The following is a 17,638-nucleotide window of genomic DNA, read 5'->3' on the forward strand; positions in this document are numbered from 1 at the left end:
GGTTGGGAATACTTGGGGTGACATACCGACGCACACGCCCGGGCCTCCCACACGGGACGGGGCGGTGCCCGGCCGCCGCGCGCGGCCGACGAGCATTGGTGAGGAGGCGCGGCGTCCGTCCGCCGGACGGGTCGACGCCGCAGAGCCGATGACCTATCCCCCGAACGACGGTTCGTTCCCCGGTCCCCCCGGCGGGCAGCCCTTCCCCGGCCAGCCGGGACAGCCCCATCCGGGATCACAGCCCCATCCGGGCCTCCCCGGACAGCCGCGTCCCGGACCGCAGGCCCCGGGGGGCTTCCCCGGGCAGCCGGGGCAGCCGCCGGGCGGTCGGCAACCCTTCCCGCCCGACCACTCCCACGCCCCGCCCGCCCAGCCCGGGTACGGCGCGCCCGGGGGCACGCCGCCCCAGCGGCCGCCCGTTCCCGGCCACCCGGCACAGCCCGGTCCGCCCCGGCGCCCCCGCAGGGGCCTGCTCATCGGCGGCGCCGCCGCGGCGGTCCTGCTGGCGGTCTCCCTCGGCGTCGTGGTGTGGAACATCGCCGACGACCGCCCCTACGCCGAACTGCCCAGTTGTGGACGGCTGCTGCCCGCCGAGGTGGTGGACACCGTGCCCGGCACCGACAGCCCCCGCGCCGAGGGCGAGTTCACCTCCGTCGAGGACGACGAGACGGGGCACCTGGCCGAGGGGGGCATGCTCGGCTACCTCAGCTGCAGCGTCGGGAACGTCGAGGCCTACCCCGTGCACGTCATCGTCTCCCTCTTCGAGTACGAGGACGGCGGGGAGGTCGTCGAGGAGCTCCACGGGGAGTTGGAGGACGAACTCCGGGACCGTGAGGAGGGACACCACGAGGAGGAGCGGGACGAGGGGACGGCGGTCCTGGACTGGCGCCCCGTGTCCGCGGGCGACAACGGGTACGCGGTCCTCTTCGAGAGCGACGGGTACACCGACGGCAGCGCCTACGGTGCGGTGTTCTTCGCCACCGTCAACGTGACGGTCTCGGTCTCCTACACGGTCGGGGACGACGGCGTCGGCGAGGCCGAGGCACTGGGATTCCTCGCCGACTTCGCCGGACGGGTGGAGCGCCAGCTCTCCCGCGAGAGCGAACGGGCCTGACGTCCGCCCGGGGACGGGCCACCGGCCCCGGGCCCGGCCGGACGGCGCTCCACGGGGACCTGACCGGACGGCGCCCTACGGGGCGGGGATGAGCTTGCCCGGGTTCAGGACGCCCCCCGGGTCCAGCGCGGCCTTGACCGCGCGCAGCACCTCCCCGCCCAGGGGGCCGATCTCCGCCGCCATCCACGGCAGGTGGTCGGTCCCCACCGCGTGGTGGTGGGTGATCGTCCCGCCGTTGGCCGCGATCGCCTCCGATGCGGCCCGTTTGGCCCGGCTCCAGCGCTCCAGAGGCGCAGCCCCGGCCGCCGTCACCACCGTGAAGTACAGCGAGGCTCCCGTGGGGTAGGTGTGCGACACGTGGCACATCACCACGGCGCCGCCCTCCCCGTCGTCCAGCGCCCCGGTGAGCGCGGCGGAGACCGCCGTGTACAGCGGGAGCAGACCGCTCCAGGGGGCCGCGGTCTCCAGGGTCTCGGCCAGGACCCCGGCCGACAGCAGGGAGTCGCGCAGGTAGGGCGCCGAGAACCGGTTGTCCCGCCAGTGCGCCACCGGTTCGGGGCCCAGCGGGGTGCCGCCCGCCCCGGCCATGGCCTCACGCGCCGCGGCCGCGCGCACGTCCACCTCGGCGCAGGTGCCCTCGAAGCCCAGGACCGCCTGGCAGCCGGGCAGGGCCTCGCGCCCTGCCATGGCCGCTCCCACGAAGGTCTCCGCCTCGTCCAGGACCCGCGCCATGGTCGGCCGGATCCCGGACTGGGCCAGGGTCCGCAGCGCGTCCACCCCCGCCGCGAAGTCGGGGAAGGACCAGGCCTCGTCCAGCACGCGCTCGGGGCGGCGGCGGATCCGCAGGCCCACCTCGGTGATCACGCCCAGCGTCCCCTCCGAGCCCAGCAGCAGGCGGCCCAGGTCCGGCCCGGCCGCCGAGGCGGGCGGGCCGCCCGTGTCCAGGGTGCCGCGCGGGGTGGCCGCGCGCAGCGAGACCACCATGTCCTCGAAGCGGCCGTACCCGGAGGAGGCCTGCCCGCTGGAACGGGTTGCCGCGTAACCGCCGACGCTCGCGTACTCGTAGCTCTGCGGCAGGTGCCCGAGCGTGCACCCGTGCTCGGCCAGCAGCGCCTCGGCGCGCGGGGTGCGCACGCCCGCGCCCAGGACGGCGGTCATGGAGGCGGTGTCCACCGACACCAGCCGGTCCAGACGGCGCAGGTCCAGGCAGACCACGGCGCGCAGGCCGCCGCGCAGGGGCGCGACCCCGCCCACCACGCTGGTGCCTCCGCCGAAGGGCACCACGGCCACGCGCTCGGCCGAGCACACCTCCAGGACGCGCTGCACCTGGCCGTGGTCGGCGGGGTACAGGACGGCGTCCGGAGCGGGGTCGGCCCTGCCCGCGCGGCGCAGCAGCAGGTCGGGGGTGCTCTTGCCGCCGCTGTGGCGCAGCCGGGCGGCGTCCCCGTCGTCCACGTGGCCGGTCCCGACCACACCGGAGAGCAGTCCGCGCAGCCGCTCGTCCAGCCGTGAGGGGGCCAGCTCCACCCGCTCCTCGGGGACCGGCGGCAGATCCGCGAGCGGGGCCCGCAGCACCTGGGAGACCAGGTCGCGCAGGCCGGGGTCCAGCTCGCGCGCCCGGGCGGGGTCGCCCCACGCGAACCAGCTCATCTCGGGGGCGGTCCCGGGGGCAGTGTCGTCAGTCATGCTCTACAGTTTTACACATGGCGTCAATACGTAACGTTGAAGACCGCATCCTGGACGCGGCCCGCGCCTGCGTCGAGGCCTTCGGGGTGCGCCGCACCACCCTGACCGACGTGGCGCGCCGCGCCGGGGTCAGCCGGCCCACCGTGTACCGGCGCTGGCCCGACGCGACCGCGCTCGTCGCCGACCTGCTCACGCGGGAACTGCGGCGGATCCTCGCGGAGGAGGGGGACGGCTCCGGCGGCGGGCCCGCGGAGGAGAACGTGCGCGCCCGGCTGGTCCGGCACGCGGCCGGGGTCGCCCGCGCGCTGCTCGCCCACCCGCTGTTCGTCCGGATCGTGGACACCGAGCCCGAACTCCTGGCGACCTACACGTTCCAGCGGCTGGGCACCAGCCACCGCGCGGCCCTCGAACTGGTGGAGCCGGTCGTGGCCGAGGGCCAGCGCGACGGGTCGGTGCGCGCGGGCGACCCCGCGGTGCTGGCCCGCCTCGTGCTGGTCACGGTCCAGGGCACGGTCACCTCCCGCCGACTGTTCGCCGACGTCACCGACGAGTCCGGCCTCGTCGACGAGCTCGCCGCCCTCCTGGACGGCTACCTCCGCCCGCCGAACCAGGAGAACCCATGAGCCCCGCGGTCCACACGTCCTCCTCCCTCAACACCGCCCGGCGCGCGGCGGACCTCGCCGCGCTGGAGCACGACCCCCGGATCGACCTCCTGGTCGTCGGCGGGGGAGTGACGGGCGCCGGCGTCGCGCTCGACGCCGCCTCGCGCGGCCTGTCCACCGTCCTGGTCGAACGCCACGACCTGGCCTTCGGCACCAGCCGCTGGAGCTCCAAGCTGGTCCACGGCGGCCTGCGCTACCTGGCCAGGGGACAGGTCGCCATCGCCTACGAGAGCGCCCGCGAGCGCGACGTCCTCATGCGGGTCACCGCGCCCCACCTGGTGCGGCCCCTGCCCATGGTCGTCCCGGTCCACCGGGGGACCGGGCTGTCGCACGCCCTGCTCGTCCGCGCCGGGGCGGGGATGGGCGACCTGCTGCGGGTCGTGGCCGGGACCCCCGGCGGGGTGCTGCCCCGGCCCCGCGTGGTCGGCCCGCGCCAGACCCTGCGCCTGGTCCCCGGCGTCGCGCGGCGGGGGCTGCTCGGCGGCGTCGTGACCTTCGACGGCCAGCTCGTGGACGACGCCCGCCTCGTGGTCGCCCTGGCGCGCACCGCCGCCCGCGAGGGCGCCCGGGTCCTCACCCGCTGCTCGGCCGAGAGCCTGGCCGCCGACGGCGCCGTGCTGCGCGACGGGGTGACGGGCCGGATCGTCCCCGTGCGCCCGCGCGCGGTCGTCAACGCCACCGGCGTCCACGCCGGCCGGCTCGACCCCCACGTGCGGCTGAGCCCCAGCCGGGGGAGCCACCTGGTGCTCGACGGCGCCTCCCTGGGCCGGCCCCGGGCCGCGCTCACCGTGCCGGTCGACGGCAGCGCCAGCCGCTTCGTGTTCGCCCTGCCCCAGCCGGACGGCCGGGTCCTGGCCGGGCTCACCGACGAGCCCGCGGAGGGCCCCGTCCCGGACGTGCCCGAGGTGCCCGACGGCGATGTGGACTTCCTGCTGGACCAGTTCAACCGGGCCCTGGAGACCCGCCTGGACCGCGGCGACGTCCTCGGCGCCTTCGCCGGTCTGCGCCCGCTGGTGCGCGGGGCCGGGGACAGCGCCGGCCTGTCCCGCGAGCACTCCGTCACGGTCGCCCCGAACGGCACCGTCACCGTGGTCGGTGGCAAGCTCACCACCTACCGCGCCATGGCCGAGCAGGCCGTCGACACCGCGGTGCGCTCCCGCGGGCTGTCCGCGAGCCCCTGCCGGACCCGCACGCTGCCCCTGGTCGGCGCCGCCCCGCACGAGGAGCTCGACGCCGTGGCCGCCCCGCGCCGCCTGGTGGCCAGGTACGGCACCGAGGCGGTCGACGTGCTGGCCGAGGCCGACGCCGACCCGGCGCTGCTCACTCCCCTCGTCCGCGGGGTCACCGGGGCCGAGCTCCGGTTCGGGGTGCGCCACGAGGGGGCCATGGACGCCGCTGACCTGCTGGACCGCCGCACCCGGGTCGGGCTCGTACCCGCCGAGCGGTCCGTGGCCGAGGCCGCCGCCGAGGCGGCGCTCGGGGCCGTGGGCTGAGCGGCGGGCGGGGCTGGGGGAGGCGGACCGGGGAACGCGCGGGATTTCGGGGACTCACCACACCCGCATCCCCTGTCCCACAGGGGTCTGATCGCGTAAGGTCGTAGCCGTTCCCGCCGCCCCTCCCCCGAAGGCGGTCCCAGGACGCTCCCGCAGCCGCCCCCTCCCACGGTTCGCCTGCCCACTGAGCCGCCCCGCCGAAGGAGTCCTCCCATGCCCACGCTCGTCTCCGTGCCGGCTCTGGCCAAGGCCGAGGACACCGTCCTCACGGATGTCCCGGACGAGTACCGGCACTACTTCAACGGACGGCCGCCGGTCCCCTTCACCAAACGCCACTGGGAGTTCCCCGGAGAGCCCGCGGGCGTGCCGCTGGCCCGCGCCTTCCTGGACACCTGCGCGGCCACCAGGGACAGCGACTACCGGTACGTCTTCTCGCTGCTGGGTACCGAGCTGGCGACCAACGCCATCCGGCACAGCCGCTCCGGCGAGGAGGGACAGACCTTCGTACTGCGGGTGACCCGGGCGCCCAACGGGCTCACGCTGGTCTGCCGGGACAACGGCAGGCCCACGCGCTCCCAGCCCGGAGAGGACGGCCCGCTGAGCGCCGGACCACTGGAGGGCGACCGGCTCACCGCGGAGAACGGCCGGGGCCTGGCCCTGGTCGACAGCTTCGCCACCGCCTGGGGCGACAACGGCCACCCCAGCATCCGCAAGGTGTGGTTCCACCTGGCCTACGACCTCACCGGCAGTTCCTGGCCCGCCGCCTGAACCCTGCCGGGAGGGGGCCGGGGAGCTCCGGGTGGCGCGCGCGGGTGACTGAGCCCTGCCGGGGACGGGGCGGGAGAGACCCGGACCGGGCGCCCGCTCTTGCCACCCGGGCGGGGGCGTGCCAGCATACTGGCCAGTAGTCACATGTGGCGCGGATCACGGGACGGCGCGATCCCCGATCCGCACGGGCCGGCGGGCCCGTGACACCGCACGCGGCGCCCCAGGCCGGCACCCTCACCTCCGCGGTCCGCGACGGCCGGCCAACTCCCCCCGACCGCCGAACCGCGCCCCCGCGCGGCCCGCCCCGAGGTGTCCGCCCATGGATTCCACCATCGCCACGATCGCGCTCCCGGCGGCACTCGCCGTCATCATGCTCGGCCTCGGCCTGAGCCTGACCGCCGGGGACTTCGTCCGGCTGACCAGGATGCCCGGCACGGTCGCGCTCGTCCTGGGCTGCCAGATCCTCGTCCTGCCCCTGGTCTGCCTCGTCCTCGTCCTGCTCTTCGACCCGCCGCCCGCCCTGGCGGTCGGCATGATGCTGCTCGCCGCCTCGCCCGGCGGCACCACCGCCAGCCTGTACAGCTACCTGTTCCGCGGCAACGTCGCGCTCAACATCTCCCTGACGGCGCTCAACTCCCTCACCGCCATGGTGACCCTGCCGCTGATCACCAACCTGGCGATCGCCTACTTCATGGGCGACGGCGACACCCTCGGACTCCAGGTCGGCAAGGTCCTCCAGGTGTTCGCGGTCATCCTGGTCCCCGTCGCGGTCGGCATGCTCGTCAGGGCCCGGGCGGAGGCCTTCGCCCGGCGCATGGAGAGGCCGGTCAAGACCGCCTCCGTCGCGGTGCTGTTCGGCGTCATCGCCGTCGCGCTCTACCAGGAACTCGACAACATCGGCGACTACATCGTGTCCGTGGGACTGATGGTGCTGCTGTTCAATATCGCCAGCCTCACCATCGGCTACTGGGCACCGCGTGTCCTGGGCACCGGCCGCCCCGAGGCGATCGCCTCCTGCATGGAGATCGGCCTGCACAACACCACGCTGTCCCTGGCCATCGCGCTCAGCCCGGCCCTGCTCGGCAGCACCGAGATGGCCGTCCCGTCGGCGGTGTACGGCGTGCTGATGTTCTTCACCGCGGCCGCCACCGGCCTGCTGATCACCCGCAGGGGTGCCGGTGAGGAGGCCCCGGCGCCCGGCCGCTGACCCGCTCCCCGCCGGGTGCCGCCCCGCCGGAACCGGTCGGGGCCGCTCACCTGCTGTCGAGGTAGGCGAGCACCGCGCGCACCCGGCGGTGCCCGCTGTCGGCGGGCGAGAGCCCCAGCTTCGCGAAGATGTTGCCGACGTGCTTGTGCACCGCGTTCTCGGTGACCACGATCCGCTCGGCGATCTCCCCGTTGTCGAGCCCCTCCGCCATCAGCGCCAGGACCTCGTTCTCACGCCGGGTGAGCGACTCCAGGGGGTCGCGGGCCCGGCGGGCCAGCAACTGCTGCACCACCGCCGGATCCATCACCGTGCCGCCCCCGGCCACCCGCCGCAGCGCGTCCACGAACTCGCTCACCCGACCCACCCGGTCCTTGAGCAGGTAGCCCACGCCGCCGCGGCCGTCGGCCAGCAGCTCCCCGGCGTAGTCCCTCTCCACGTACTGCGAGAGCACCAGCACCGGCAGCGCCTCGTGCCTGCGGCGGGCCCCGATCGCCGCGTGGATGCCCTCGTCGCGGAAGTTCGGCGGCAGCCGCACGTCCACGATGGCCAGGTCGGGCCGGTGACGGTCGACGGCGTCGGCGAAGGCCGCCGCGTCCGCGGCCACCTCGGCCACCTCGAAACCCCTGGTGGAGAGCAGCAGCTCCAGTCCCGCCGACAGCAGCACGTTGTCCTCGGCGATCACGATCCGCACGGCATCTCCACGTCGATCACGGTCGGCCCGCCCGCCGGGCTGTCCACGCGTACCGTACCGTCCAGGGCGGCCACCCGGCGGCGCAGGCCCCGCACCCCGCTGCCGCGCTCCTCGTCCACCCCGCCTGATCCGTCGTCGCGCACCGTCACCCGCAGCACGCCGTCCGCCCGCTCCAGGCGCACGGAGATCTCCTCGGCCCCGCTGTGCTTGACCGCGTTGGTGACCGACTCGGTGACCACGAAGTAGGCCGCGGTCTCCGCCGCCACCGGCAGCGTGCCCAGCTCGCCCACGTCCAGGCGGGTGGGAACGGTGGTGCGGGCGGCCAGCGCGGTCAGCGCCCCGGCCAGGCCCCGGTCGGCGAGGATCGGCGGGTAGATGCCCTGGATCACCTCGCGCAGCTCGGCCATCGCCTCCTCGGCGCCCTCGTGGGCGTTCCTGAGCAGCGCGGCCACGGCCGGGTCCTCCACCGCCTCCCGCGCCACACCCACCTGCATCGCGATCGCCACCAGCCGTGCCTGGGTGCCGTCGTGCAGGTCGCGCTCGATCCGGCGCAGCTCCGCGCCGTGCGCGTCCACCACGTCGGCGCGCGTGCGGCTCAGCTCGTCCACCCGGGCCGCCAGCAGTTCCGCCTCGGTGGGGGCCAGCAGTGCCAGGGTCATGCGGGCGTGGGCCCGGGCCGCCGGACCGGCCGCGCCCAGGCCCAGCGCGCACCCGACCACCGCGTACCCGACCCCGGTGGCCAGCGCCGTGCCCCAGTCCAGTACCGGAAGCCACAGGAGCTGCAGCGGCTCCGTCTCGGGGATCGCCCACCAGAACAGGTACTGCGGCGCGCTCAGCGGCATCGCGAGTGCCAGCAGCCCCACGAGCCCCAGCACGGTGCTGGCCGGCGCGAACGCGGGCAACCACAGCAGGACGCGGCGGGTTGACGGCCGGCCCCACAGCTCCCGGAAGCCGGACGCCTCCCGCCCGCGGACGCGCGGGACCGGCACGCCCAGGAAGCGGGAGGCCCACCCCTGGTGCCAGGAGGCCCACCGGCCGAGGAGCCCCATCCAGCGCGGGAGCAGCACGAACCCCAGACCGCCGACCGGGATGGTCAGCGCCACGGCCAGGGTCAGCGGCAGCATCGCCAGCGTCACCAGTCCCGAGCCCAGGACCACCAGCAGGTACGTGCTGGCCCTCAGCGCCCGCCTCCAGACCACACCCATCCCCGCCGTCCCTTCCTCACGCCCGTCGACCAACGACAGTCTGGTCCATCGCGGACACCCCGGGCACTACAGCCAGCCACCGTCTTCCGAGGGCGAGAACCCGGGTGCGGGCGCCGGGCGCGGACTGTCGTGGACCGGGGGCACACTGGCGGCATGCACACGACCTCTCCCGTCCACCGCTCGCCCAGCTGGGAAGGGGCCGACCGACCGTTCCTGCCCCTGGCCGGAAGCGAACGCGAGATCCTCACCGCCTACCTCGACTGGCACCGGGCCACCTTCGCGGCCAAGTGCGCCGGGCTCACCCCGGAGCAGCTCTCCGCGAGATCGGTGGAGCCCTCGGACATGAGCCTGCACGGACTGGTCCGGCACCTTGCCGGGGTCGAGCGGTGGTGGCTGCGCATCCGGTTCGCGGGCGAGGAGCTGCCGCTGCTGCACTACTCCGACGACGATCCCCACCAGGACTTCGACGACGTGGCAGGCGACCCGGCCGAGGCCTTCGCTCTCTGGCGCGAGGAGACCGCCCGGGGGCGGGAGATCGCCGCCGCCTTCCCCCTGGACGCGATCGGCGGACCGGACCACGAGGAGCCCGTCCAGCTGCGGACCGTGCTGGTCAGGCTCATCGCCGAGTACGCGCGCCACAACGGCCACGCCGACCTGCTGCGCGAGCGCGTCGACGGCGCCACCGGGCACTGACATCGTGGGAGGGGAGCCCCCACCCGCCTCCGGGACGGAACACGACCGATGCCCGCGGCGACCGACTCCCCGCTGACCGGCGCGTCCGACCCCGTGCCGTCCCGCCACTGGACGGCGCTGGACGCCCAGGCCGGTCCCACGCGCCGCAGGTTCGCCGTCGACGCCGCCGTGGCCCTCCTCCACCTGCTGCTCTCCGGAGGCCTGCCCGCCCCGCACATCCTGGGCGCCGAACCGCTGGACCGGGTGCGCCCGGTCCTGTGCGCCGTGGTCGCGGCCGGGATCGTGCTGCGCTGGAGGTGGCCCGCCGCCTGACCAGGGGGAGGGGCCGGGGCGCCGCCGCGCGCGTCCCGGCTCAGTCCTGCGGCCCCTCCTCGTCGTCCTCGTCGCGGGTGAGGGTGTCCACGGCCACCGCCACGCCGATCACCAGGGCGGGGTCCCCGGCGAGGTCGGCGCGGTGGGTGTTCACGTCCACCGCGTAGGTGTCCAGGACGCGGAACCACTTGCGGGACACGTGCGCGACGGTGCCGTGCTCGTCGCTGATCACGTACTCCTTGCCGAGGAAGTCCCCGGTCACCTCCCAGTCCGGTGCGCCCTCCACCTCCACCACGAGCTTGTCGCGCAGCGGGTTGACCAGGCGCTTGCGCACGGTGGCGGTGGCACCGCCCTCCCGCTCGACCCTCATCTGGTCGCGCAGTCTGAACAGCTTCTTGCGGATGACGGCCAGGACGGTGCCGCCGGTGTCCTTGAGCTCGAAGGTCGTGCGCAGCCGCAGCGCCTTGCCGTCCACGAGGAAGACCTTCTCACCCGCCTCGTCGGTCACCCAGTAGTCGTCACCGATGTCGAAAACGCGTTCGCGTACCAGGAACTTCATCTGTTTGTTGGGCGTGGCCACCCCTTCCTTCGGGGCGGGGAGGACACGCCCTCTCCTTTCTGTGACTTTCTGTTGGATGCGCCTCACGCGGTCGCAGGGCGGTCGCTACGGTGTGTGCCATGACCAGGAAGAGCGTGAAGCGGGCGTTTCGGTACTGCTTCTATCCGATGGGTACCGCTTCTATCCGACCGATGCGCAGGCGGCTGAGCTGTCGCGCACGTTCGGGTGCGTGCGCCTGGTCTACAACAAAGCCTTGGCCGAACGCACCGCCGCCTGGAACACCGAACAGCGGCGGCTGTCCCACACCGACTCCTCCGCGGCGCTGACCGCGTGGAAGAGCACCGAGGAGCTGTCCTTCCTCACCGAGGTCTCCTCCGTCCCGCTCCAGCAGACGCTGCGCCACCTGCACACGGCCTTCCGCAACTTCTTCGACAAGCGTGCGCGGTATCCGCGGTTCGAGTCGAAGAAGACCTCGCGGGCCTCGGCGGAGTACACCCGGTCCGCGTTCCGCTACCGCGACGGGTAGCTGACCCCGGCCAAGATGGCCGAACCGTTGGACATCATGTGGTCGCGGCCCCTGCCCGAGGACGCCCGTCCTTCGACGGTGACGGTCTCGCGTGACGCGGCCGGGCGCTGGTTCGTCCCGCTGCTGTGCGAGGACAACGTCGAGCAGGCCCCGGCCGCCAACGGCGCGGTCGGCATCGACGCCGGAATCACCTCCGTGGTGACGTTGTCGACGGGGGAGGAGGTGGCCAACCCCCGCCACGAGCGACGCGACCGGGCCGGAGCGGCCAGGGCACAGCGGGCGCTGGCCCGTAAGGCCAAGGGCAGCGCGAACCGGGACAGGGCCCGCCGGAAGGTGGCGCGGGTGCACGCCCGCATCACCGACCGCGGGCGCGGCTTCCTGCACAAGCTCACCTCTCGACTCGTCCGCGAGAACCCGGTGGTCGTGATCGAGGATCTGACGGTGCGCAACCTGGTCCGAAACCGTCGGCTGTCCCGGGCGATCTCGGATGTGGCCTGGCGTGAGCTGCGGTCGGTGTTGGCCTGCAAGTGCGCCTGGTACGGACGCGGCCTGGTCGTGGTGGACCGGTTCTTCCCCTCCTCCAAGTCGTGCCCGACACCCGGGTGCGGGTACGTGCACGCTTCGTTGACGTTGAACGTACGGGAGTGGACCTGTCCCCAGTGCGACATCACTCATGACCGTGAGGTGAACGCGGCGCTCAACCTCCAAGCCGCCGGGCTGGCGGTGGTTGCCTGCGGAGCTGGTGTGAGACCTCAACGGGAGTCCTCCCGGACGGGGCGACCGGCGACGAAGCAGGAAGGCCACGGGGCGACCCGTGACGAGGCTGTGGCCTCGAACCACCGGTAGGTGGTTCCGGATCCTCCTGCCTTCAGACAGGAGAGGAAGTCCAGCCTCGAAGTTAGGGCACGCGCGCCCGCCGCACCAGAGGCCGTCCCCGCCTGTGGACAACGCCCGCCGGGCGGACACCGGCCGGGAGGCCGCCCGCGAAGCCCCGCGTCGGCACCGGCGCCGGACGGGGCCGTGCCCGCGAAAGTTCACCCGTTCCGGCACAACACGCGCCGGAGCGGGTACCTACGGCACATCCCGACCCGGAAAGGTCCCCATGACCTGGCACACCCGGCCCATGGCCGCGTTCGACACCGAGTCCACCGGCCTGGACCTGGCCAACGACCGGATCGTCACCGCCGCCCTGTGGCGCATCGACCCCGCGGCCCGCACCAAGGACGTCACCACCTGGCTCATCGACCCCGGGATCGACATCCCCCAGGAGGCCACCGACATCCACCACATCACCACCGAGCACGCCCGCTCCCACGGCCGCCCCGCCGCCGAGGCGGTGCCGGAGATCGGCGCCGCGCTGGAGAAGGCGGCGGCAGACGGACTGCCGGTGGTGGTCTACAACGCCCCCTACGACCTGGGACTGCTCACGTCCGAGACGCGGCGCCACGGCGCCGGGGCGCGCCTGGACGGGACGCTGCGCGTCCTGGACCCGCTGGTGATCGACAAGCGCTTCGACACCTTCCGGCGCGGCTCGCGCAAGCTGGTCGACGTGTGCGCCCACCACGGCGTGCGCCTGGACGCCGAGCAGGCGCACGGGGCCGCCGCGGACGCGCTGGCCGCCGCCCGGCTGGCCTGGAAGCTCGCCGCCACCCACCCCGAACTGGCGGCCATGGGCATCGACGACCTGCACGCCGCGCAGGTGGGATGGAAGGCCGAACAGGCCGCCAGCTTCCAGGACTACCTGCGGCGCAGGGACCCCGAGGCGGTCGTGGACGGCTCCTGGCCGCTGCCGGGCCGTGCCTGACCGGGTACTCCCCACCACGCCGGAACACCCGGACGGGCGATTGCCGGTGACCTGGATCACGTACGGCTGGAACGCGCGAGGGCGGGGACACCGAGTGCTCTCGGCGCCCCCGCCCTCGCGCGCTGCACGTCCTGTCCGCCGCGTGTCCGGGGAAGCCCGGGAAACCTGGCGTCAGGTGGCGGAAAACGAAGAACGCCGACCGTGTCGGTCGGCGTTGTTCCGGCTGGCCAGCTGGGCGATCCCGCTGGTCCGCTGTGGGTGCCCCCTGCAGGATTCGAACCTGCGCACCCGGCTCCGGAGGCCGATGCTCTATCCCCTGAGCTAAGGGGGCTGGCTTGCGTGAACAACTCTAGCAGGATCGCGCCGTCCTTCGTCCACCCGTTGCCGCCGCGCCCGGCCCGGCCCGGCGATCACCGCGATCCGGTGGTGCCGTGTCACCCGGCGGCGGTAGTGTCGCGCCCGTGAACGCCCTACCCACACGGGTTCTCGTCGTCGAGGACGACGACGTGATCCGCGAGCTCATCCGCCTGAACCTCGAACTGGAGGGGTTCGAGGTGTTCACCGCGGTGGACGGACAGGACTGCCTCGACCGCGCCGCGCACATCGACCCGCACGTGGTCACCATGGACGTCATGATGCCCCGTGTGGACGGGTGGACGGCCGTCGAGCGCCTGCGCGCCGACGCCCGCACCCGCGACCGCCCCATCATCATGGTCACCGCGCGCACCCAGGAGGCGGACCACCAGCGCGGCAGGCGCCTCGCTGTGGACGCCTACGTCACCAAGCCCTTCGACCCCGACGCGCTCATCGACATCATCCGGAGCCTGGTCGACAGGGGACGGGAATGACCCCCGGGCGCCTGGAGGCCGCCGTCCGTGAGGCCGCCGCGCGGGCCCTGGACCTGGACCCCGAAGCGATCCCCTTCGTGTGGCCCCGCAACGACCACGCGGACGGGGGCGCCGACGCCGCCACCGCCCTGCCGCCCCGCCTGTCGGGCGGCGCGGGCGGCCGTGAGCCCGAGCGCCGGGGGGACCGCCGCGCCGAGGTCCGCGACCGCGTCGCCGCCGAGCTCTCGGCCATGCGCGACGAGGGCCTGGTGGACTTCGACCGCGTCACCGGCGACGGCCGCGGCTTCCTCAACATCACCTTCACCGGACGCCAGCGCGGCGCCCTGTTCGCCGCGGCGGCCGACGGGCCCCGCTTCCTCACCGGCAGGGACTGGGACGGCGAGGGGGAGTGGCCCGCCTCCGCCCTGCACGAGGCCGGGCCGGTCGCCCAGGCCCGCAGGCTCGCCCGCGCCGACGCCCGCGCCCGCATCGCCCTGGCCGTCGGCCCCCAGACCCCTCCGCCCGCCCCAGGCGGGGCCTCCTGGCGCGACCCCTACCTCGACGGCGGACACCGGGAGCTGCTCACCCCCGCCGCGCGCGCCCTCGGCGCGGTCGGCGAGGACAGCGCACGCGTCGCCTTCTGCCGGTCGGTGCCCGAACGCCCACGCGGCGCCGAGACCACCGGACGCGACCTGCCGGTGCTGCCCTCCGCCGAGTACCCCGGGGCCTGGGCCCGCCTGACCGACGCCAACCCCGCCTTCCGGATGCGCTACGCCCACGCCCACGCGACCAGCCTCGTGCGCTGGAGCGCGGAGGGCGCACCGCCCCCCGCGGCCTGCCCCGACCGCACCGCCGCCGTGCGCGGCCTCCTCTTCGACGGCCCCAGCGTCCTGGACACGGCCGCCCGCCGAGAGGAACCCCATATCCTGGTCCGATACCTGGAGGCGCTGACCAGTGCCTACGATGAGTGGCGGACGTGTTCCGCCGCGGTCCCCGAAGCCACCGAGCGGACCGCCGCGGACCCGGCCCTGCCAGCAGCCGTCGCCGGGGTCCTCCACACCGGACTCCTCCTGCTCGGGGTGTCAGCGCCCACAAGGCTGTAGGCACCCGTGCCCCCGGTGGGCCGTACCCGTCCCTGGCGTTCCGATCGGTTCGGTGGACAATGGGGGTAGAAGGTACCGCCGACCCGCACAGCCGTACAGTCCCAGTCGAAAGCCCATCATGAGCCGCTACGCCCACCCCGCCGGTTCCCGCCACGCGGAGATCCTGCCGGAGGACAACCCGCCGCTGCCGCCCGAGGACCTCAACGCCCTCGACCCGCGCGTGTGGCCCGCCACCGCGCGCCGCGCGGACGGTGAACTCACCGTCGGCGGCGTCGGCGTGCGCGAACTCGCCGCCACCCACGGCACGCCACTCTTCGTCATGGACGAGGAGGACTTCCGCGGCCGCGCACGCGACTACCGCACCGCCTTCTCCGACGCCGACGTCTACTACGCGGGCAAGGCGCTGCTGACCAAGGCCGTCGCGCGCTGGGTGAACGAGGAGGGGCTCAAGCTCGACGTGTGCTCGGGCGGCGAACTCACCGTCGCCCTGGCCGCAGGGGTCCCCGCCGAGCGCATCGGCATGCACGGCAACAACAAGTCCGCCGCCGAGCTGCGCCGCGCCGTCGAGGCCGGGGTGGGCCGCGTCATCATCGACTCCCTCGACGAGATCGAGCGCCTCGGCGCGATCGCCGCCGAGCTCGGCGCCCGGCCCAGGGTCCTCATCCGCGTCACCACCGGCGTGGAGGCGCACACCCACGAGTTCGTCGCCACCGCCCACGACGACCAGAAGTTCGGCTTCGCGATGAGCACCGGCGCCGCCGCCGAGGCCGTCCGCCGCGTCCTGGCCGCCCCGCACCTGGAACTCGTCGGCCTGCACTCGCACATCGGCTCGCAGATCTTCGACACCTCCGGCTTCGAGGTCGCCGCCCGCCGCGTGACCCGGTTCCTCACCGGCGTCCACGAGGAACTGGGCGTCACCCTCGCCGAACTCGACCTCGGCGGCGGCCTGGGCATCGCCTACACCTCCGGCGACGACCCCCTGGACCCCAAGACCATCGCGGGGAGCCTCACCTCCATCGTGCGCCGCGAGTGCGAGGAGGCCGGACTGCCGGTGCCGCGCATCGCGGTCGAGCCCGGCCGCGCCATCGCGGGCCCGGCGGGGATCACCGTCTACGAGGTCGGTACGGTCAAGGACGTCGAGGGCATCCGCACCTACGTCAGCGTCGACGGCGGCATGAGCGACAACATCCGCACCGCCCTGTACGGCTCGGAGTACACCGGCCAGCTCGTCTCCCGGGAGAGCGACGCCGCACCCATGCTGTCCCGCCTGGTCGGCAAGCACTGCGAGAGCGGCGACATCATCGTCCACGACCTCTACCTGCCCGCCGACCTGCGCCCGGGCGACCTGGTGGCCGTCGCCGCCACCGGGGCCTACTGCTACTCCATGGCGAGCAACTACAACCACCTGCCCCGGCCGGCCATGGTCGCGGTCCGCGGCGGGAGCTCCCGCGTCATCGTGCGCAGGGAGAGCGAGGAGGACCTCCTCCGCCTCGACGTCGGCTGAACGGTCCCGACGGCGGCAGGACCGCCCCGAGACGAGGATTCACGAGAGAAGTGGGAGTCACGCCCAAATGGCGATGAAGGTGGCGCTGCTCGGATGCGGCGTGGTGGGATCGGAAGTCGTCCGCCTGGTCAACGAGCAGTCCGAGGAACTGGCCGCGAGGGTGGGCACGCCCATCGAGGTCGGGGGCATCGCGGTGCGCCGCCTGGGCCGCGACCGCGGCGTCGACCCGGCGCTGCTGACCACCGACGCCACGGCCCTGGCCACGCGTCCCGACATCGACCTCGTGGTGGAGGTCATCGGCGGCATCGAACCGGCCCGCTCCCTGATCCTCGCCGCGATCAAGGCGGGCAAGTCCGTGGTCACGGCGAACAAGGCCCTGCTCGCCGAGGACGGCCAGACCCTGCACGCCGCCGCCCGCGACGCCGGGGTGGACCTGTACTACGAGGCCTCCGTGGCGGGCGCGATCCCGCTGCTGCGGCCCCTGCGCGACTCGCTCGCGGGGGACAGGGTCAACCGCGTGCTGGGCATCGTCAACGGCACCACCAACTACATCCTCGACCGGATGGACTCCCAGGGGGCCGGGTTCACCGAGTCCCTGGAACAGGCGCAGGCCCTCGGGTACGCCGAGGCCGACCCCACCGCGGACGTCGAGGGCTTCGACGCGGCCGCCAAGGCCGCCATCCTGGCCCGGCTGGCCTTCCACACCCAGCGGGTGACCGCCGCCGACGTGCACCGCGAGGGCATCACCGCCGTGTCCGCGGGCGACATCGCCAGCGCCCGCGCGATGGGCTGCGTGGTCAAACTCCTGGCCATCTGCCAGCGCTCGCAGGACGGGGAGTCGGTGGGCGTGCGCGTCCACCCGGTGATGCTCCCGGTCGGGCACCCGCTGGCCAGTGTCAAGGAGGCCTACAACGCGGTGTTCGTGGAGGCCGAGTCCGCGGGGCGCCTGATGTTCTACGGGGCCGGGGCGGGGGGCACCCCCACCGCCAGCGCGGTCCTGGGCGACCTGGTCGCGGTGGCGCGCAACCGCCTCGCCGACACCTCGGTGGCCGAGGGCGGGCACGACACCGGACTGCCGGTGCACGACATGGGCAAGACCATCACCAGCTACCACGTGGCGCTGGACGTGGCGGACCGTCCCGGCGTGCTGTCCAAGGTCGCGGAGATCTTCGCCGACCACGGTGTGTCCATCAAGAACGTGCGCCAGGAGGGCAGCGGGGACGACGCCCAGCTGGTGCTGGTCAGCCACCCCGCCCCCGACGCCGCGCTCAGCGCCACGGTCGAGGACCTGCGCGTCCACGAGATGGTGCGCGAGGTGGCCAGCGTGATGCGCGTGGAGACCTTCGCGGACTGAGGGTCCGCGCGGCGCGGACGAGGCGCGGCGCGGACGACGAGAACCCCATGGTGGGCCGCACGGGATCCGTGCGGCCCGCGCCGCGCGACCCCGCATGTCCGTATGATGAGACACCCGACCGCGATTCGGG

At 74.2% G+C, this 17,638-nt stretch carries 16 protein-coding genes, 1 tRNA gene and 1 pseudogene; 13 read left to right on the forward strand and 5 right to left on the reverse strand.

Annotation, left to right across the window (positions count from 1 at the left end):
- The first annotated feature begins 148 nt into the window (after window positions 1–148).
- Window positions 149–1,114, forward strand: a complete 966-nt coding sequence (locus FYW99_RS33000; RefSeq protein ID WP_150252905.1) for a hypothetical protein — start codon at window positions 149–151, stop codon at window positions 1,112–1,114.
- Window positions 1,115–1,189: 75 nt separating this feature from the next.
- Here FYW99_RS33000 and FYW99_RS16420 read toward each other — a convergent pair whose 3' ends face one another.
- Window positions 1,190–2,800, reverse strand: a complete 1,611-nt coding sequence (locus tag FYW99_RS16420; protein ID WP_190394684.1) for an FAD-binding oxidoreductase — start codon at window positions 2,798–2,800, stop codon at window positions 1,190–1,192.
- 17 nt (window positions 2,801–2,817) lie between these two features.
- On the opposite strand from FYW99_RS16420, the gene FYW99_RS16425 reads away from it, so the two are divergent.
- The 4 genes from FYW99_RS16425 (at window position 2,818) to FYW99_RS16440 (ending at window position 6,930) form a co-directional block, all read left to right on the forward strand.
- Window positions 2,818–3,423, forward strand: a complete 606-nt coding sequence (locus FYW99_RS16425; RefSeq protein ID WP_150252906.1) for a TetR/AcrR family transcriptional regulator — start codon at window positions 2,818–2,820, stop codon at window positions 3,421–3,423.
- Window positions 3,420–4,955, forward strand: a complete 1,536-nt coding sequence (locus FYW99_RS16430; protein WP_150252907.1) for a glycerol-3-phosphate dehydrogenase/oxidase — start codon at window positions 3,420–3,422, stop codon at window positions 4,953–4,955. The genes FYW99_RS16425 and FYW99_RS16430 overlap by 4 nt, the downstream gene beginning before the upstream one ends.
- A gap of 213 nt (window positions 4,956–5,168) precedes the next feature.
- Window positions 5,169–5,723: an ATP-binding protein gene (locus FYW99_RS16435; RefSeq protein ID WP_150252908.1), complete on the forward strand. Its 555-nt coding sequence runs from the start codon at window positions 5,169–5,171 to the stop codon at window positions 5,721–5,723.
- Window positions 5,724–6,042: 319 nt separating this feature from the next.
- Window positions 6,043–6,930 (forward strand): bile acid:sodium symporter family protein, encoded by an 888-nt coding sequence (locus FYW99_RS16440; protein ID WP_150252909.1) that lies wholly within the window; start codon window positions 6,043–6,045, stop codon window positions 6,928–6,930.
- A gap of 46 nt (window positions 6,931–6,976) precedes the next feature.
- Here the strand turns inward: FYW99_RS16440 and FYW99_RS16445 are convergent, their stop codons facing one another.
- Together FYW99_RS16445 and FYW99_RS16450 are read right to left on the reverse strand one after the other, a co-directional pair.
- A complete protein-coding gene (locus tag FYW99_RS16445; RefSeq protein WP_150252910.1) occupies window positions 6,977–7,621 on the reverse strand; it encodes a LuxR C-terminal-related transcriptional regulator in 645 nt (214 codons plus the stop codon).
- Complete coding sequence (locus FYW99_RS16450) at window positions 7,609–8,826, reverse strand: sensor histidine kinase (RefSeq protein WP_150252911.1); 1,218 nt, start codon at window positions 8,824–8,826, stop codon at window positions 7,609–7,611. Before FYW99_RS16450 ends, FYW99_RS16445 begins: the two co-directional genes overlap by 13 nt.
- A gap of 153 nt (window positions 8,827–8,979) precedes the next feature.
- Between FYW99_RS16450 and FYW99_RS16455 the strand changes: the two genes are divergently transcribed.
- Entirely contained in the window at window positions 8,980–9,519 is a 540-nt protein-coding gene (locus tag FYW99_RS16455) for a DinB family protein (RefSeq protein ID WP_150252912.1), read from the forward strand.
- 48 nt (window positions 9,520–9,567) lie between these two features.
- A complete protein-coding gene (locus FYW99_RS16460) occupies window positions 9,568–9,831 on the forward strand; it encodes a hypothetical protein (protein WP_223839087.1) in 264 nt (87 codons plus the stop codon).
- Window positions 9,832–9,871: 40 nt separating this feature from the next.
- Here the strand turns inward: FYW99_RS16460 and FYW99_RS16465 are convergent, their stop codons facing one another.
- Window positions 9,872–10,390, reverse strand: coding sequence for an LURP-one-related/scramblase family protein (locus FYW99_RS16465; protein WP_150252996.1), 519 nt, complete (start codon window positions 10,388–10,390; stop codon window positions 9,872–9,874).
- Window positions 10,391–10,509: 119 nt separating this feature from the next.
- Between FYW99_RS16465 and FYW99_RS16470 the strand changes: the two are divergent.
- Window positions 10,510–11,762, forward strand: a pseudogene (locus FYW99_RS16470) (RNA-guided endonuclease InsQ/TnpB family protein).
- A 256-nt stretch (window positions 11,763–12,018) separates the two neighbouring features.
- On the forward strand, window positions 12,019–12,720 hold the full coding sequence (locus tag FYW99_RS16475) for an exonuclease domain-containing protein (RefSeq protein ID WP_150252913.1): 702 nt from the start codon (window positions 12,019–12,021) through the stop codon (window positions 12,718–12,720).
- Between the two features lie 259 nt (window positions 12,721–12,979).
- Here the strand turns inward: FYW99_RS16475 and FYW99_RS16480 are convergent.
- Window positions 12,980–13,051 (reverse strand) — tRNA-Arg (locus tag FYW99_RS16480).
- A gap of 130 nt (window positions 13,052–13,181) precedes the next feature.
- Between FYW99_RS16480 and FYW99_RS16485 the strand changes: the two genes are divergently transcribed.
- The 4 genes from FYW99_RS16485 (at window position 13,182) to FYW99_RS16500 (ending at window position 17,508) form a co-directional block, all read left to right on the forward strand.
- Window positions 13,182–13,568 (forward strand): response regulator, encoded by a 387-nt coding sequence (locus FYW99_RS16485; RefSeq protein WP_150252914.1) that lies wholly within the window; start codon window positions 13,182–13,184, stop codon window positions 13,566–13,568.
- Window positions 13,565–14,650 (forward strand): DALR anticodon-binding domain-containing protein, encoded by a 1,086-nt coding sequence (locus FYW99_RS16490; RefSeq protein ID WP_150252915.1) that lies wholly within the window; start codon window positions 13,565–13,567, stop codon window positions 14,648–14,650. The genes FYW99_RS16485 and FYW99_RS16490 overlap by 4 nt, the downstream gene beginning before the upstream one ends.
- 118 nt (window positions 14,651–14,768) lie before the next feature.
- Window positions 14,769–16,154, forward strand: a complete 1,386-nt coding sequence (lysA, locus tag FYW99_RS16495) for a diaminopimelate decarboxylase (RefSeq protein WP_150252916.1) — start codon at window positions 14,769–14,771, stop codon at window positions 16,152–16,154.
- Window positions 16,155–16,221: 67 nt separating this feature from the next.
- Window positions 16,222–17,508 (forward strand): homoserine dehydrogenase, encoded by a 1,287-nt coding sequence (locus FYW99_RS16500; RefSeq protein ID WP_150252917.1) that lies wholly within the window; start codon window positions 16,222–16,224, stop codon window positions 17,506–17,508.
- Window positions 17,509–17,638: the final 130 nt, after the last annotated feature.

This window comes from Nocardiopsis deserti, assembly GCF_008638355.1.
GTDB lineage: Bacteria > Actinomycetota > Actinomycetes > Streptosporangiales > Streptosporangiaceae > Nocardiopsis > Nocardiopsis alborubida.

Coding starts and splice junctions, on each gene's coding strand:
- FYW99_RS33000 (WP_150252905.1), top strand. CDS start 149: ATGACCTATCCCCCGAACGACGGTTCGTTCCCCGGTCCCCCCGGCGGG.
- FYW99_RS16420 (WP_190394684.1), bottom strand. CDS start 2,800: ATGACTGACGACACTGCCCCCGGGACCGCCCCCGAGATGAGCTGGTTC.
- FYW99_RS16425 (WP_150252906.1), top strand. CDS start 2,818: ATGGCGTCAATACGTAACGTTGAAGACCGCATCCTGGACGCGGCCCGC.
- FYW99_RS16430 (WP_150252907.1), top strand. CDS start 3,420: ATGAGCCCCGCGGTCCACACGTCCTCCTCCCTCAACACCGCCCGGCGC.
- FYW99_RS16435 (WP_150252908.1), top strand. CDS start 5,169: ATGCCCACGCTCGTCTCCGTGCCGGCTCTGGCCAAGGCCGAGGACACC.
- FYW99_RS16440 (WP_150252909.1), top strand. CDS start 6,043: ATGGATTCCACCATCGCCACGATCGCGCTCCCGGCGGCACTCGCCGTC.
- FYW99_RS16450 (WP_150252911.1), bottom strand. CDS start 8,826: ATGGGTGTGGTCTGGAGGCGGGCGCTGAGGGCCAGCACGTACCTGCTG.
- FYW99_RS16455 (WP_150252912.1), top strand. CDS start 8,980: ATGCACACGACCTCTCCCGTCCACCGCTCGCCCAGCTGGGAAGGGGCC.
- FYW99_RS16460 (WP_223839087.1), top strand. CDS start 9,568: ATGCCCGCGGCGACCGACTCCCCGCTGACCGGCGCGTCCGACCCCGTG.
- FYW99_RS16465 (WP_150252996.1), bottom strand. CDS start 10,390: ATGAAGTTCCTGGTACGCGAACGCGTTTTCGACATCGGTGACGACTAC.
- FYW99_RS16475 (WP_150252913.1), top strand. CDS start 12,019: ATGACCTGGCACACCCGGCCCATGGCCGCGTTCGACACCGAGTCCACC.
- FYW99_RS16490 (WP_150252915.1), top strand. CDS start 13,565: ATGACCCCCGGGCGCCTGGAGGCCGCCGTCCGTGAGGCCGCCGCGCGG.
- lysA (WP_150252916.1), top strand. CDS start 14,769: ATGAGCCGCTACGCCCACCCCGCCGGTTCCCGCCACGCGGAGATCCTG.
- FYW99_RS16500 (WP_150252917.1), top strand. CDS start 16,222: ATGGCGATGAAGGTGGCGCTGCTCGGATGCGGCGTGGTGGGATCGGAA.